At 39.9% G+C, this 14,726-nt stretch carries 14 protein-coding genes; 4 read left to right on the top strand and 10 right to left on the bottom strand.

All coding sequences use genetic code 11. The features are described from left to right. Positions 1–35: 35 nt before the first annotated feature. The gene (locus tag P2E05_RS09570; RefSeq protein ID WP_247047247.1) at positions 36–1,757 is read right to left on the bottom strand and encodes a SulP family inorganic anion transporter; all 1,722 of its coding nucleotides are present in this window, start codon (positions 1,755–1,757) and stop codon (positions 36–38) included. A gap of 227 nt (positions 1,758–1,984) precedes the next feature. Here P2E05_RS09570 and P2E05_RS09565 point away from each other — a divergent pair, with 227 nt between their 5' ends. Continuing rightward, entirely contained in the window at positions 1,985–2,539 is a 555-nt protein-coding gene (locus tag P2E05_RS09565; RefSeq protein WP_163861549.1) for a septation protein A, read from the top strand. 63 nt (positions 2,540–2,602) lie between these two features. Here the strand turns inward: P2E05_RS09565 and P2E05_RS09560 are convergent, their stop codons facing one another. Next, complete coding sequence (locus tag P2E05_RS09560) at positions 2,603–2,797, bottom strand: YqaE/Pmp3 family membrane protein (RefSeq protein WP_154624648.1); 195 nt, start codon at positions 2,795–2,797, stop codon at positions 2,603–2,605. 293 nt (positions 2,798–3,090) lie between these two features. On the opposite strand from P2E05_RS09560, the gene yciA reads away from it, so the two are divergent. Next, the gene (gene yciA, locus P2E05_RS09555) at positions 3,091–3,507 is read left to right on the top strand and encodes an acyl-CoA thioester hydrolase YciA (protein WP_154624649.1); all 417 of its coding nucleotides are present in this window, start codon (positions 3,091–3,093) and stop codon (positions 3,505–3,507) included. Between the two features lie 104 nt (positions 3,508–3,611). Here yciA and P2E05_RS09550 read toward each other — a convergent pair whose 3' ends face one another. Next, positions 3,612–4,349, bottom strand: coding sequence for a TonB family protein (locus P2E05_RS09550; RefSeq protein WP_154624650.1), 738 nt, complete (start codon positions 4,347–4,349; stop codon positions 3,612–3,614). Between the two features lie 125 nt (positions 4,350–4,474). Next, entirely contained in the window at positions 4,475–4,648 is a 174-nt protein-coding gene (locus P2E05_RS09545; protein WP_154624651.1) for a YciY family protein, read from the bottom strand. 312 nt (positions 4,649–4,960) lie between these two features. Here P2E05_RS09545 and cls point away from each other — a divergent pair, with 312 nt between their 5' ends. Together cls and P2E05_RS09535 are read left to right on the top strand one after the other, a co-directional pair. Next, positions 4,961–6,421 carry a cardiolipin synthase gene (gene cls / locus P2E05_RS09540; RefSeq protein WP_154623662.1) on the top strand — a complete coding sequence of 487 codons (1,461 nt, stop codon included), beginning with the start codon at positions 4,961–4,963 and terminating at the stop codon, positions 6,419–6,421. Positions 6,422–6,444: 23 nt separating this feature from the next. Continuing rightward, positions 6,445–6,777, top strand: coding sequence for an HI1450 family dsDNA-mimic protein (locus P2E05_RS09535; RefSeq protein ID WP_154623663.1), 333 nt, complete (start codon positions 6,445–6,447; stop codon positions 6,775–6,777). A gap of 72 nt (positions 6,778–6,849) precedes the next feature. Here P2E05_RS09535 and oppF read toward each other — a convergent pair whose 3' ends face one another. The 6 genes from oppF to P2E05_RS09505 all read right to left on the bottom strand — a co-directional run bounded on the left by oppF (position 6,850) and on the right by P2E05_RS09505 (position 14,121). After that, positions 6,850–7,851, bottom strand: a complete 1,002-nt coding sequence (gene oppF, locus P2E05_RS09530; RefSeq protein ID WP_163861546.1) for a murein tripeptide/oligopeptide ABC transporter ATP binding protein OppF — start codon at positions 7,849–7,851, stop codon at positions 6,850–6,852. Further along, positions 7,848–8,837: an ABC transporter ATP-binding protein gene (locus tag P2E05_RS09525; protein WP_154623665.1), complete on the bottom strand. Its 990-nt coding sequence runs from the start codon at positions 8,835–8,837 to the stop codon at positions 7,848–7,850. Before P2E05_RS09525 ends, oppF begins: the two co-directional genes overlap by 4 nt. Positions 8,838–8,848: 11 nt before the next feature. Continuing rightward, the gene (oppC, locus tag P2E05_RS09520) at positions 8,849–9,757 is read right to left on the bottom strand and encodes an oligopeptide ABC transporter permease OppC (protein WP_163861540.1); all 909 of its coding nucleotides are present in this window, start codon (positions 9,755–9,757) and stop codon (positions 8,849–8,851) included. 15 nt (positions 9,758–9,772) lie between these two features. Continuing rightward, complete coding sequence (oppB, locus tag P2E05_RS09515; RefSeq protein ID WP_154623666.1) at positions 9,773–10,693, bottom strand: oligopeptide ABC transporter permease OppB; 921 nt, start codon at positions 10,691–10,693, stop codon at positions 9,773–9,775. A 78-nt stretch (positions 10,694–10,771) separates the two neighbouring features. Beyond that, entirely contained in the window at positions 10,772–12,412 is a 1,641-nt protein-coding gene (gene oppA, locus P2E05_RS09510; RefSeq protein WP_154623667.1) for an oligopeptide ABC transporter substrate-binding protein OppA, read from the bottom strand. A 92-nt stretch (positions 12,413–12,504) separates the two neighbouring features. Next, complete coding sequence (locus tag P2E05_RS09505; RefSeq protein ID WP_410241963.1) at positions 12,505–14,121, bottom strand: ABC transporter substrate-binding protein; 1,617 nt, start codon at positions 14,119–14,121, stop codon at positions 12,505–12,507. Positions 14,122–14,726: the final 605 nt, after the last annotated feature.

Raw genomic sequence — 14,726 nt, 5'->3', positions numbered from 1 at the left:
GCCTAGCATCATTAACGCTAATCAATATCTCGGCGTTATTCGGGATCGGGTGATTCCAGCTCTTTTAGCTGCTTCTGTTGCTTACTTTGGATCAGACGAATAGCAAAATAGATATCAGGTACAACCAACAGGTCATCGTCTGAACGATTAATTTTATTCTTCTCCAACCAGCTGTTGATTGATGTTCTACGCCCCGCCAGTACCAGTGTTACCCCTTTTGCTTTTAACGCCGTCACGATATCATTTAACGCAGAAAAAACGCTTACATCGTTATGAGTGAAGCTAACAGCGGCATCAACGATCACCCATGCTGGACGTTTGGGCTGATTATCCAAATGTTTATTTAAACGTTCTTTAAAATAATTAACGTTAAAATAGGTCAATGGTGAGTTAAACCGATAGATCAACACACCTTCAACAGGTTGAACGCCATTATCTTTAGAAATTGAATGTAGCATCCCTTGGTCATCAACCCCTAACAGTTGGTCTGTTGGACGGAAAATAACGCGAATAAACTGTAATAATCCAAGCAAAACCGCTAAGCCAACACCATTTATCAGCCCAGCAACTAATACCGCACCGAGTGTAAAGATACTCAGAGTAAAGGCTTGCTTATTGCGTTTGCGCATCGACCCTATATTACGAATACTGAGCAATGACCACGTCGAAACAATTAACACCACACCCAATGCAGGCATCGGTATATATTCCAATAAATCGACAGAAAAAAGCAGCACCATTGCAATCGCGACAGCAGCAACAATCGAGACCAGCTGAGTTTTCCCCCCCATCATATCATTTACCGCGGTACGACTACTGGCCGCACTAACCGCAAATCCTTGAGAGAATGCTGACGCAATATTGGCCATACCTAAAGCGCGTAATTCTTGATCAGCGTCGATGCTATAGCCATTTTTACTGGCGAAACTTCTCGCTGTCATCATAAAACTCACAAAGCTTATGACAGCCAAGTTTAAAGAAGGGGTAATTAAATCACGCATCAATCCTGGGTTAAATTGCGGCATAGGAATGAAAGGAAGCCCTTCCCCCAAATCCCCCACCACACTAATTCCATATTTTTCAATGTCGAAAACATAACTGACGAATGTAGCAAAGATCATCGCAATCAATAATGATGGCCACATGCTACGTATTTTTTTTATTGTAATGATAATGATGAATGTCATAACTGACATCAACAAAGTGGGAATATGGGTAGCCAATAATGCGGTTGGAAAAGCGACTAAGCGCTCAATAAAACCACTCGGCAAATCGACGATACCAAAAACTTTACCGATTTGGCTGACAATAATAGTAATAGCAACACCATTTAACAGCCCTTGTAAAATTGGTCGCGATAAAAAATCAGCAAACGTGCCTAACCTAAACCGAGCCGCAATCAAACACCACATTCCCGTCATGAGACTCATAACAATAATCAATTGCCATCGCGTTGCTTCATCCCCCATCGCCAAAGGGCTAACCGCAGCGGCAATCACCGCACAAGTTGCAGCGTCAGGGCCGATAATCAATTGTTTTGATGTGCCAAATAATGCATAAAAAATCATTGGGAAAATGCATGCATATAAACCGATAATGGCATTGATTCCCATCAGTTCAGCATAAGCAATTGCGACAGGCAAAGCGACTGCTGCAACCGATAAACCCGCTTTAACATCAGGTCCTAAGTCAGCAAAACGATAATGAAATAACGTTTCTAAGCCGGGCATCCAGACAAACAGTCGCGCCTTTATCATTGTCAGAAAACTCTCTAAAAATTAATGAGTTAAATTATTATAGATACTATATATATCTGAAGTATCAAAGATTATCTATCACTTATCTCAAATAACCGTAAAATAATGCAAATATGATTGGTAACAAAGCGTGTTTATTGGTAAAAAGAAGCAAATTCTTAACAACTCATCTAAAAATCGGTTAAACTACCCCATTATCTTTATGCGAGGCTGTGGTACTCACTGTTATGAAACAACTTATTGATTTTATCCCTTTGGTGATATTTTTTATTGTCTATAAAAGTTATGATATTTTTTATGCCAGCGGTGCGTTACTGGTAGCAACCCCTTTAGCATTACTCGCAACATACCTGATTTATAAACACGTCGAAAAAGTCGCAAAAATCACTTGTATACTGGTGATGGTGTTTGCTTCCCTCACCTTGATTTTCCACAGTGACGCCTTTATCAAATGGAAAGTAACCATTATTTATGCATTATTTGCTTTGGCATTACTGATCAGCCAATGGTTCACTAAAAAACCATTAATTCAGCGTATGTTAGGTAGTAATCAAGAAATTAAGTTACAAGATAGTCATTGGGTTAAATTAAATAGCGCATGGGCTATTTTCTTTATTGTCTGTGCGGCATTAAATATCTATATCGCGTTTTGGTTATCGCTGGATACTTGGATGAATTTTAAAGTGTTTGGTTTAACCGCGGGAACGTTAATTTTTACTGTCCTCAGTGTTATTTATATTTACAAAAACATGTCGAAAGAACCCATCGAACAAGAAAAGTAATAGATTAGTTACGCGATTACGAATAAAAAAAAAGAAAACCTGCATTTGCAGGTTTTTTTATTTTTAACGACCTCTTCCGAGAGCCTGATCTATTTTCTTATCTGTATTGTATTGGGATAAGGCATACACTGACCAAATTGCGGCAGGAAGCCAACCAATTAACGTAATTTGTAGAATGAGGCAAATAATGCCGGCGAATGGGCGACCGATAGTAAAAAACTGTAACCAAGGTAATAAAATTGCCAATATCAATCTCATATTATCTCCCTAGAGTTTACGACCCAACTTTAGCAAATATTTTGCCATTGTAGACAGTCAAGTCTCAATATGAAATATAAAAAACACTTCTTGCAGTTTCTTTGCATATTTTTAGTCTATTTATTTGCTTTTATTGCCTTATAAAAAGCTATTGATAACACATTCCAGTTATCTTTTGACGCTTTTAACAGCAATAAGCGTATCAGTTCATGATTCATCGTGACGGATACGCTCATTCTAGTTTATGATGAGAATGGGTTTAAATATTTCTATATTTTGATAAAGAGTTTGATATGCAATTACCAAACGGGGAATTAGTCTTACGTACTTTAGCCATGCCAGCAGATACAAATGCAAATGGTGATATTTTTGGTGGCTGGTTAATGTCTCAAATGGATATTGGCGGTGCAATTTTAGCAAAAGAAATTGCACTTGGGCGCGTTGTCACTGTTGCCGTAAATGGCATTAAATTTCAAAAACCTGTCGCCGTTGGTGATGTGGTTTGCTGCTATGCGCGTTGTTTAAAAACAGGTAAAAGCTCCATTACCATTAATATTGAAGTATGGGTAAAAAAAGTGGCGACAGAGCCAGTGGGTCATCGTTATCGAGCAACAGATGCCGTCTTCACCTATGTGGCTGTTAATGATGATAATTCGCCTCGTCAACTACCTCAGGAAAAACAATATTTTCAGTTAGAGAGCACTGAGTAACTTTGCATATCAATTCGAGTACCTGACCAATCAATAACGCCCCCAAAACCTATTTAGCCGTTTATGGGGGCGTTTTATTTTCTCTATCGTTTAACAAAACGGCTTTACACTTGGCTTACTGTGCCATCAATTTTGAAATATATTTCCGTCACATAACCTTTTGCAGGCAATTTTTCGAATGTCCAACGATTCATCGCGCGTTTTACGTCACGTTCAAATAAACCTTTTGGCGTTGCTTCTACAAACTCAATATTGGTAACACGCCCATCAGCATCAATGTCATAGCGAACCTTAACGTAACCATCTTTACCTAAACGGCGAGCACGTTCTGGGTAAGAAGGAGCCTGTTTACGGATAGCTTTAGGTCCACGTTGACTGGTAGATTGAGAGCTCGTTGCCCCTTTGTTGTTTGCAGTGACATTCGCCGTTGATTTAGGCGCCGCGGCATTCAAGTTAGATAGCGGTTTTAAATCATTGTTTGCTAGCTGTTTTTCAACTGGCTTCGCCTCTTTCTTAACTTCACGTTTTTCTTCTTTTTTAGGCTTTGGCTTTTTCTTAACTTCAGGTTTCTTTTCTAATGCGATAGCCGGTTCAACAACGGGTTCAGGTTCAACAATAGGTTCTGGTTCTGGCTCAGGTTCTGGTTCAGGTTGTGGCGTTGGTTCCGGTTGAGCGGCGGCAGGCTCGACCGCGGGTTCATCCGACTCAAATGCAACCATGGCTATCGTCATAGGCTCCACCACGGTTGCTGTCTTCGGCTGATTGAAAATCCATGCCATAGCAAGCCCTGCATGAATAGACAACGAAATGATAATAATAAGAGGCCAACGGATCCAACGCATACGAATTTTCTACCCTACGACTTTCAACCTAAAGAATATGACCGATAGTTTAAATGCAAATAGCAATCATATTCAATAAGGTTTGTCATTCAAAGTGAAAATTGTGAGACTGAGCCCTACTCTTTTTACTCACTCCACTGGGTAAATAGTAAGGAACGGCGGCGTTTATAGATATCAAATTTTCTGATTGAGTAGATATGCATATTGCGCCTTGAATGCCCTTCAAGCCAGCGTCGACGGCGTCTTAAGGATTGTCTTAACATCCGCCAGCGACCCACTTCATGCCTACTACGTCTCATTTTTTTATCCTTTTGATTACTGAATTTAACTACGAGTGAAATTGGTAAAATATTATAGACCTTTAGTCGCGCTAGCCAAGAATAACCTTAAAATTGGTAAAATATTTCAACTCTGCATGAATTTGATATCAAAAGATAACTATCAAGAGAATAAATTGTTTTTTCATTATTAATCTATAAGATTTAGCAAAGCTTTTAAGATGACTTTTTGCTAAATTCTATTAGGATTAACATCAGTTTTTATTTTATAAGGTCTATTTCATTTTTTGACTATTTTTACACTCTCCTATTTTGTGAGGCATGTAATCGATTATGGCAACCGTGTATACGCTATTGAGCTGGTTATTGTTTTTCTTATATTGGTTAATAATTGCAGCAATTACCGTTCGAATTCTTGTGAAACGACGCCCTGTCACCTCAGCGATGACATGGTTATTAATTATCTATATTCTGCCATTAGTCGGTATTATCGCCTATATTGCATTCGGCGAGCTCCATTTGGGGAAACGGCGTGTTGATAAAGCACAGCAAATGTGGCCATCTGTCGCGACTTGGCTTGAAAACTTGCGTCATTCAAAACATATTTTTGCCACTGAAAATAGCCCTGTCGCCGAGCCACTTTTTCAGTTGTGTGAAAAACGCCAAGGTATTGCTGGCGTTAAAGGGAATCGCATTCAGCTCCTGACTACTTGTGAAGAATCCCTTAAATCTATCGTCAACGATATCAACAATGCACAGCATTCTATTGAAATGGTATTTTATATCTGGCAACCCGGTGGATTAGTCGATGGCGTTACCGAAGCCTTACTCAACGCGGCTAAACGTGGTGTAAGATGCCGCATTATGGTGGACTCTGCGGGTAGTTGGCATTTTTTCCGTAGCGATTACCCCGCCAAAATGCGGGCTGCTGGAATTGAATTTGTTGAATCATTAAAAGTAAATCTAATGCGTTTTTTCTTGCGCCGCATGGATTTACGTCAACACCGTAAAATTGTGGTGATCGATAACTATATCTCTTATACCGGAAGTATGAATATGGTTGACCCACGCTATTTCAAGCAGGATGCTGGTGTGGGTGAATGGGTCGATATTTTGGTACGTATGGAAGGCCCTGTCAGTACCACGTTAGGTATTGTTTATGCGTTTGATTGGGAAATGGAGACGGGACAACGTATTTTGCCACCGCCACCAGACACCAATATTATGCCATTTGAACAAGCTAACGGTCATACCACGCAAATGATTGCTTCTGGTCCAGGTTTCCCTGACGAGTTGATTCAACAATCATTAATGACGGCGATTTTCTCCGCTCGTAAACAGCTCATAATGACTACGCCTTATTTCGTTCCTAGTGATGATTTATTACACGCTATTTGCACCGCAGCAATGCGTGGAGTCGATGTCAGTATTGTGATGCCAAGGCAAAATGACTCGTTTCTTGTTCGTTGGGCAAGCCGTTCATTTTATTCTGAGTTGTTAGAAGCCGGCGTCAAAATTTATCAATTTGAAGATGGACTCTTGCACACGAAAAGTGTTCTAGTTGATGGAGAGCTTAGCCTCGTAGGCTCGGTCAACTTGGATATGCGGAGTTTATGGCTGAATTTTGAAATCACCGTTGTGATCGATGATAAAAACTTTGGTAGCGACCTAACGATGGTACAGTATGATTATATCGCCCGTTCTACACGACTCGAAATCGAGGAATGGGAACAACGACCATTCTGGAATCGCGTTGTTGAACGTTTATGCTACTTCTTTAGCCCGTTATTGTAATTTATTTAACTTTAGGAACTGTCATGACTAAGCCACTAACTGTACAACTTATCGATGAGGATGAAATCATTGAAATAGCCTATGACTTGTTCCTAGAAGGCGCTATGACAAACCTAGAGCCTGCTGATCAGGTGATTTTTGCCCTGCAATTTGAAGAGTGTGGCGCTGCTGAAATTGTGCCACTGACTTCGCATTGGCAAAGCATTATTCAACCTGAATTTAATTTAGAAAATTTTAGCGAAGTGATTATTGGCTTAGCGCAATCCGCAGATGAAGATATTAACGATATCTTTGCTCGAGTTTTGATTAGCCGTAATCCAGCCGTTCCCTTCCACCATATTTTATGGAAGCGTTGATCAATATTGATACGGCTTTCGCATAAAATACGCATTAAAAAAAGGGCCTAACGGCCCTTTTAAATTTCATCGTTAAAGTGGATCAACCTTTAAACAAGATACCGCATGTTTAAAACTTCCCTCTAACAAAGGCTTCGTTTTCGCACAACCTTCATCAGCTAATGGGCAACGAGTTCTAAACACACAACCCGACGGTGGATTAATGGGAGAAGGTAATTCCCCTTCCAATAACTCTATCGCTTTATTTTTCTCTTTATCCGGATCAGGAACAGGCACTGCTGACATCAAGGCTTTCGTATAAGGATGAAGAGGATTGTTATACACCTCATCATAGGTTCCCAACTCAACCGCATTACCTAAATACATCACTAATACCCGGTCAGAAATATGCTTTACGACGGCCAAATCATGAGCAATAAAGATCAAGGATAAGCCCATTTCCCTTTGCAATTCTTGCAATAAATTAACCACCTGTGCTTGAATGGACACATCAAGTGCAGATACTGGTTCATCACAAATAACGAGTTTGGGTTCAAGGATCAGTGCTCTTGCAATCCCAATACGCTGACATTGTCCACCAGAAAACTCGTGAGGATAACGGTTGATTAAATTGGGTAATAACCCTACTCGCATCATCATTTTTCTGACTTTTTCCGTCACTTCAGATTGACGCATCTTTGGATTATAGGTTTTCAACGGTTCAGCGATGATATCACCGATTGTCATACGCGGATTTAGTGACGCTAAAGGGTCTTGGAAAATCATTTGAATGTCGTTACGTACATCTCGCCACTGTTTTTCATTTAACCCTAGTAAATCACGTCCTAACCAACTGACGGTGCCTCCCGATGATTTCACTAACCCAATAATAGCGCGAGCAAAAGTGGACTTTCCACACCCAGATTCCCCCACGACACCCAGTGTTTCACCTTCATATAAGCGCAGTGTCACACCATCAACCGCCTTTAAACTTTTATCAGGCTGCCAGAACCATTGTTTTTTGTCTCGAATAGCAAAATGAACTTTTAAATCATTAACTTCGAGCAAAACGGGTCTATTTTCATGCTGTGTCATACCAACTCCTCCACTGGCTTAAAGCAAGCTCTCAAACGATCCGTTGAAAAGACGCTCAGCTCAGGCTCATGTTCAATACATTGTTCATTCGCATATTGGCAGCGCGGAGAAAATGGGCAGCCTTTTGGCAGGCGCAACAAATTAGGCGGGTTACCAGGTATGGTTGCGAGGCTTTCATCATCACCATCCAAACGCGGTACTGCTGCAAGTAATCCCAACGAATAGGGATGAGAAGGATGATAAAAAATATCGCGCGCTGTGCCGTATTCCATGGTACGCCCTGCATACATCACCAGAACTTTGTCACACACCCCAGCAACCACGCCTAAGTCATGAGTGATCAAAATAATGGCTGTATCAAACTCTTGTTTCAGTTCATTTAATAACGTCATGATCTGCGCTTGAACCGTAACATCTAATGCCGTTGTCGGTTCATCCGCTATCAATAATTTAGGCTGACACAATAATGCCATGGCGATCATGACACGTTGACGCATCCCACCAGAAAATTCATGAGGATACATATTCATTCTTTTACGGGCTTCTGGCATTTTTACTGCATCGAGCATACGTACGGACTCTTCAAAAGCTTCCTGTTTCCCCATACCTTTATGCAGCATTAGCACTTCAGATAATTGTGTTCCAATTTTTAAGTAAGGATTTAATGACGTCATAGGATCTTGGAAGATAATCGAAATCTCTTCTGCTCGCATCCTATTCAAATCCTTTTCTTTTAAATTAAGGATTTCACGACCATTAAATATGGCCGAGCCACCTATTTTGCCATTACGGGCTAACAACCCCATGAGAGCGAAAGCCGTTTGGGATTTTCCTGAACCTGATTCTCCCACAATACCTAAGGTTTCACCGGCTCGTAATTCAAAATTCAGTTTATTAACGGCTGTTACATCACCATCTGGCGTTGAAAAAGTGACGTTGAGATCTTTAACTCTCAGTAGAGGGTTAGATGATTTAATTTCAGACATAGTCATTCCCTCTAGCGGTCTTTCGGGTCGAGGGCATCACGTAAACCATCGCCGATAAAGTTAAAACAAAATAGTGTGACAACAAGAAAACACGCTGGGATCAATAATAACCATGGCGTCACTTCCATAGAATTAGCACCATCACTTAATAATGCGCCCCAACTACTCAACGGCTCTTGAGTACCTAACCCGAGAAAGCTTAAAAACGATTCAAATAAGATCATGCTTGGCACGAGTAATGATGCATACACGACAACAACACCTAATACGTTAGGAACAATATGGCGTAAAATAATGTGGCGAGTGCTCACACCACAAACTAAAGCGGCCTCAATAAATTCTTTTCGTTTCAGCCCTAAAGTTTGCCCACGCACGATACGCGCCATATCCAACCAAGAAACCATACCAATAGCGACAAATATCAATAAGATATTCGTGCCAAATAATGTCACTAGCAAAATCACAAAGAACATAAATGGAAATGAGTTTAAGATCTCCAATAAACGCATCATAAAGGAGTCTACTTTTCCACCAACATAGCCAGCCAGAGAGCCATAAAGTGTGCCCACAATAACAGCCACAAGTGCAGCAGCGACTCCAACCATCAGAGAGATACGCCCACCGATAGCGACCCTAACTAAAAGATCTCGACCAGAAGCATCGGTACCAAAATAGTGCCCACTCGCCATATCTGGCGGCATCGACATCATTTCCCAGTCCGTATCATCATATAAAAAGGGGGATAACATCGGTGCAAAAATCACAAATAACGTAATCAAAAATAGGACAAACAGGCTAAATATTGCAGCACGGTTATGCATAAATCGACGTCGTGCATCCTGCCACAAACTACGCCCTTCAATATCTAATTGCTCCGAAAGTTTTTCCAGAGCTTCACTATTCTTTTGATTCAATAACACAGTGTCTTCTCCGGATTAATAACGAATTTTCGGGTCGATAACAGCGTATAACACATCGACAATCGCATTAAAGGCAATGGTCAATACACCGACTAAAATTGTTAGACTAAGAACCAATGAATAGTCACGGTTCAATGCACCATTAACAAATAATTGCCCAATGCCTGGTAAACCAAAAATCGTTTCTATCACCATTGAACCTGTGATAATCCCCACAAATGCAGGCCCCATATACGAAAGCACAGGAAGCAAAGCAGGTTTCAATGCATGACGTAAGATGATAGTACGAAGTGGTAAGCCTTTTGCGCGCGCAGTACGAATGAAGTTTGAGTGCATAATCTCTATCATTGAGCCACGTGTAATACGTGAGATGCTTGCAATATAGGCTAGCGATAATGCCACCATCGGTAATATCATGTGTTTGATATTACCGCCGTCCCAGCCACCACCAGGGAGCCATTTCAAATGAATGGCGAAAATCAGCACCAATAGCGGTGCCACTACAAAGCTGGGGATGACAACCCCCGTCATGGCAAACCCCATGACCGTAAAGTCCCATTTACTATTTTGATTTAATGCGGCAATAACGCCAGCAGACACACCAAAGAATACGGCAACGATAAAGGCAGTAGCCCCTAATTTTGCAGAGACAGGAAATGCTTTCGCGACTAAGTCGTTAACACTATAGTCTTTATATTTAAATGATGGGCCAAAATCACCTTTAGATAATTGCACTAAATAGTTGAAATATTGCTTATACATCGGGTCATTTAAGTGATATTTCGCTTCTATATTCGCCATAACTTCAGGCGGTAGTTTACGTTCTCCCGTGAAAGGGCTGCCTGGTGCTAACCGCATCATAAAAAATGAAATCGTAATAAGAATAAAAAGTGTCGGAATCGCTTCTAGTAAGCGACGTATAATAAATTTTAACATTGCCCTTCCCTACATCTGTTGCTTAGCCGGACCAATCATCACATTGTTGTCCGGCTCCTCAGAGCCGGACTGTTATTGTTAGTGCTTAATAATATAAAGGTCTTTAGTATGAAGGTTATCGAGAGGGTCTTTACCTGTATAACCCCCCACATACGGTTTAACTAAACGCGTGTTTACATAGTAGTACAATGGCACAACAGCGGAATCTTTATCTAAGATTTTTTCAGCTTTATCATAGAGATCGGCACGTTCTTCATCCGTTTTCACTTGCAACGTCTGCTTCATCGTAGCATCGAAGTCTTTATTCTTATAATGAACAGTATTATTACTACTATGGGACAGTAGCATATTGAGGAAAGAAGAAGGTTCGTTATAGTCTGCACACCAACCAGCACGAGCAACATCATAAGCGCCTTGATGTCGGCTATCTAAGAAAGTTTTCCACTCTTGGTTTTCTAATTTGACTTCTGCGCCAATGTTTTTCTTCCACATTGAGGAAGCGGCAATCGCAATACGCTTATGTAAATCAGAGGTGTTATACAATAAATTAAACTTCAATGGATTTGCTTTGTTGTAACCCGCTTCTTCGAGCAGCTGTTTCGCTTTTTCGTTGCGCTGCTCTTGCGTCATATTCGCATACCAATCTGGCTTTTCCGTTTTCATGCCGTTGGTAAATGGTGGTGTAAACCCATAAGCAGGGATATCGCCTTGAGCTTTCACTTTATAAGTAATGACGTCTCTATCCATAGAAAGTTTTAATGCTTCCCTTACACGAGGATCATTAAAGGGTGGCTTTTCGTTGTTAATTTCATAGTAATAGATACACAGATAAGGATTTACCCGTAGCTCATCTGGCATATTTTTTTGCAGCGTTTTAAATTGCTCAATGGGTAAATTACTGTAAGTCATGTCGATTTCACCGCTACGGTAACGGTTAACATCGGTAACTTCAGAGGAAATTGGCAGGTAAGTGACTTGGTCGATAATGGTATTAGCATTATCCCAATAGCTCGGGCTACGCTCAAGGACAATGCGTTCATTGACTGTCCAGTCTTTTAATTTATAAGCCCCATTCCCCACAAAGTTTTGTGGTTGAGTCCATTTTGCACCATATTTTTCAATCACTTTTTTGTTTACTGGTGACATTGATGAATGGATCAAAAGTTTAGGGATATACGGTACTGCTTCACTCAATTCGAGAACAAGGGTATGGTCATCTAATGCTTTAACACCGAGTTCTTCTGGTTTTTTCTTACCAACAATAATGTCATCTACATTTTTCAAGTGCGCATACTGTAAATAGCTTGCATAAGGAGAAGCGGTATCAGGGTCAACAAGACGTTGGAAACTATAGACAAAATCGTGGGCCGTTACGGGATCTCCATTTGACCATTTAGCTCCCTCACGAATTTTAAAAGTCCATTCTTTAAAATCTTTATTTTCCCAGCTGACTGCCGAGCCAGGCAAAATTTCACCATTTGGTCCAACGATCGTTAGACCTTCAAAAAGATCACGAGCTAAAGCGGATTCCGGAACACCTTCAATTTTATGTGGATCAAGAGATTGAGGTTCAGAGCCATTATTACGAACGAGTGTTTGTTTCTGCGCAAGCTCAACACCAGCAGGTACCGTTGCAGCAACACTACTCGTCATCCCTCCAGCCATCAATCCAGCAGTAACACCTAAAGCAACCATGGTTTTATGAATGTATTTACTCATCTTATCCGTTACTCCCATACCATATTTCATTGTTATATTGTGGATTGTGATGCTTACCAACGCGGTAAACTGTTTATTATATTATTTTAGTACTATTTATTAGTTTGGTTTATATATAACCGCTTAATATCCATATAATCAAGAGGGTCTTTACCTTTAAATCCTCCAATTGCTGGGTTAACCAATCGAACACTTACTCGGTAATAAACAGGAATAAGCGCTGAATCTTGATCAAGCAAGGCCTCCGCCTGTTGATAAATTTGCTTGCGCGCTGCATCATCAGGCGCAACTAATGCTTTTTCTAATAGAGAATCGAACTGAGGGTTTTTATAGAAAGCGGTATTATTACTACTATCTGAAGACATGATGTTCAAAAATGCAGAAGGCTCATTATAGTCGGCACACCAAGTCGCACGTACGACATCATAATTACCGTCGTGGCGGCTTTGTAATGATGTTTTCCATTCTTGATTTTGTAAGCTCACTTCTGCCCCAATATTTTTTTTCCACATGGAAGCAGCAACTATGGCTTGCTGTTTGTTTTGATCAGAAGTGTTATAAAGCAGAGAAAATTTAAGTGGATTCGCGGCATTGTAGCCTGCTTCAGCTAAAAGCGCTTTTGCACGTTGATAGCGTTTCTCATCACTCCAACTTGCCCACTCAGGCGGTGAAAAATCACTATTATTAATAAAAGTAGGCGTAAAACCATAAGCAACTATCTGCCCTTGTCCCATAATTTTATGAGTAATAATGTCTCTATCCAATCCGAGTTTTATGGCTTCTCGCACTCTGGGGTCAGTAAAAGGTGGCTTGTTATTATTAATCTCATAATAAAAAGTGCATAAGTAAGGACGAACATATAATTCATCTGGTCGCTCTGATTGCATTTTTTTATATAAAACGGGGGGAATAGCGGAATTACTAATATCAATTTCACCACTACGATAACGATTGACATCACTGACTTCCGACGAAATGGTTAAAAAAGTTGCTTCATCTATTTTGCTATTCTGATTATTCCAATACAAAGGGTTACGTTTAAGAACAATACGTTCGTTAACAACCCACTTATCCAATAAATAGGCGCCATTTCCGACAAAATGATTACTTTGCGTCCACTTATCCCCATATTTTTCAATTGCTTGCTTATTTACGGGTTTCATCGCCGTATGGTTAAGCATATCAATAAAATAAGGCACAGGATGGCTCAGCGTGACTTGTAAATGTTTTTCATCGAGTGCTTTTACACCTAGCGACTCCAGTGGTTTTTGACCTTTTAAAATCTCAGCAGCATTTTCAATATAGGCACTTTGCAGATAACTTGAATAAGGTGAACCTGTTTTTGGATCAGCTAATCGCTGCCAACTGTAAACAAAATCTTGGGCAGTCACAGGAGAACCATCGCTCCATTTCGCATTATCTCTGAGCGTAAATACCCAAGTGGTATAATTCTCATTAGTCCAACTTTCAGCCACGCCTGGCGTGACTTTACCGTCAACATCCGTATAAATGAGCCCTTCAAGCAGGTTAAGGATAATACTGGTTTCCGGTATACCCTCAACTTTATGTGGATCTAATGAAGCAACTTCAGAACCATTATTAATCGTAATAGCTTGTTTAACTGCCGTCGCTACAGGCGCGGCATTAGAATGAAATGCAACTAAAAAAATAGGTAGTGAACACAAACTCTTATAAAGAAAATTCATCATCACCCTCAAAGGTTATAAGTGTTGCTACAACAAAATCCAGCACTTAATCGGCTTATTTCGTCAAAGTAATATCCTAAGTTAGCGATACCACTCACCTTTTAGATTAGTTTTCATAATTCACAAGTACCACCTATAAAAAACAACAAATTGTTAACATTGTGTAATTATGCTGAAATCTATCGTTACTATACAAATCAATAAACATTATGATTTTACGGTACTAACAGAGGATTTATCTGTTATTGCTATATTTAAATACCAAGGACTGGTTTAAACATATCATTAACATTAGATAAATTAAATAGCGTAAAAATTTACTCAGCTCACATTTCCTTACTTTTTATACCTTCTTTGACAAAAAATGCGACATATTATTATAAGTATTGCCAGACTATAATAGTACAAAATAACAGCACATTAATGTGTGAAATTATCCCTTTGATGATAATCAAATAATGATATTGGGCTTTTATTTTTTCTATTAACACGAGATAGTAAAAAAACCCACATACGCTTTATTGCTTAAGCACTATAACGTTCAGAATATTATTACTAATGCGATAACAACCTAATTAATCGCCATATTAGTGACGATTAATTCGGAG

Source organism: Providencia stuartii, assembly GCF_029277985.1.
GTDB lineage: Bacteria > Pseudomonadota > Gammaproteobacteria > Enterobacterales > Enterobacteriaceae > Providencia > Providencia zhejiangensis.
The sequence above is the reverse complement of the archived record's forward strand: the minus strand, read 5'-3'. Positions and strand labels throughout refer to the sequence as shown.

Coding starts and splice junctions, on each gene's coding strand:
- P2E05_RS09570 (WP_247047247.1), bottom strand. CDS start 1,757: ATGATAAAGGCGCGACTGTTTGTCTGGATGCCCGGCTTAGAAACGTTA.
- P2E05_RS09565 (WP_163861549.1), top strand. CDS start 1,985: ATGAAACAACTTATTGATTTTATCCCTTTGGTGATATTTTTTATTGTC.
- P2E05_RS09560 (WP_154624648.1), bottom strand. CDS start 2,797: ATGAGATTGATATTGGCAATTTTATTACCTTGGTTACAGTTTTTTACT.
- yciA (WP_154624649.1), top strand. CDS start 3,091: ATGCAATTACCAAACGGGGAATTAGTCTTACGTACTTTAGCCATGCCA.
- P2E05_RS09550 (WP_154624650.1), bottom strand. CDS start 4,349: ATGCGTTGGATCCGTTGGCCTCTTATTATTATCATTTCGTTGTCTATT.
- P2E05_RS09545 (WP_154624651.1), bottom strand. CDS start 4,648: ATGAGACGTAGTAGGCATGAAGTGGGTCGCTGGCGGATGTTAAGACAA.
- cls (WP_154623662.1), top strand. CDS start 4,961: ATGGCAACCGTGTATACGCTATTGAGCTGGTTATTGTTTTTCTTATAT.
- P2E05_RS09535 (WP_154623663.1), top strand. CDS start 6,445: ATGACTAAGCCACTAACTGTACAACTTATCGATGAGGATGAAATCATT.
- oppF (WP_163861546.1), bottom strand. CDS start 7,851: ATGACACAGCATGAAAATAGACCCGTTTTGCTCGAAGTTAATGATTTA.
- P2E05_RS09525 (WP_154623665.1), bottom strand. CDS start 8,837: ATGTCTGAAATTAAATCATCTAACCCTCTACTGAGAGTTAAAGATCTC.
- oppB (WP_154623666.1), bottom strand. CDS start 10,693: ATGTTAAAATTTATTATACGTCGCTTACTAGAAGCGATTCCGACACTT.
- oppA (WP_154623667.1), bottom strand. CDS start 12,412: ATGAGTAAATACATTCATAAAACCATGGTTGCTTTAGGTGTTACTGCT.
- P2E05_RS09505 (WP_410241963.1), bottom strand. CDS start 14,121: ATGATGAATTTTCTTTATAAGAGTTTGTGTTCACTACCTATTTTTTTA.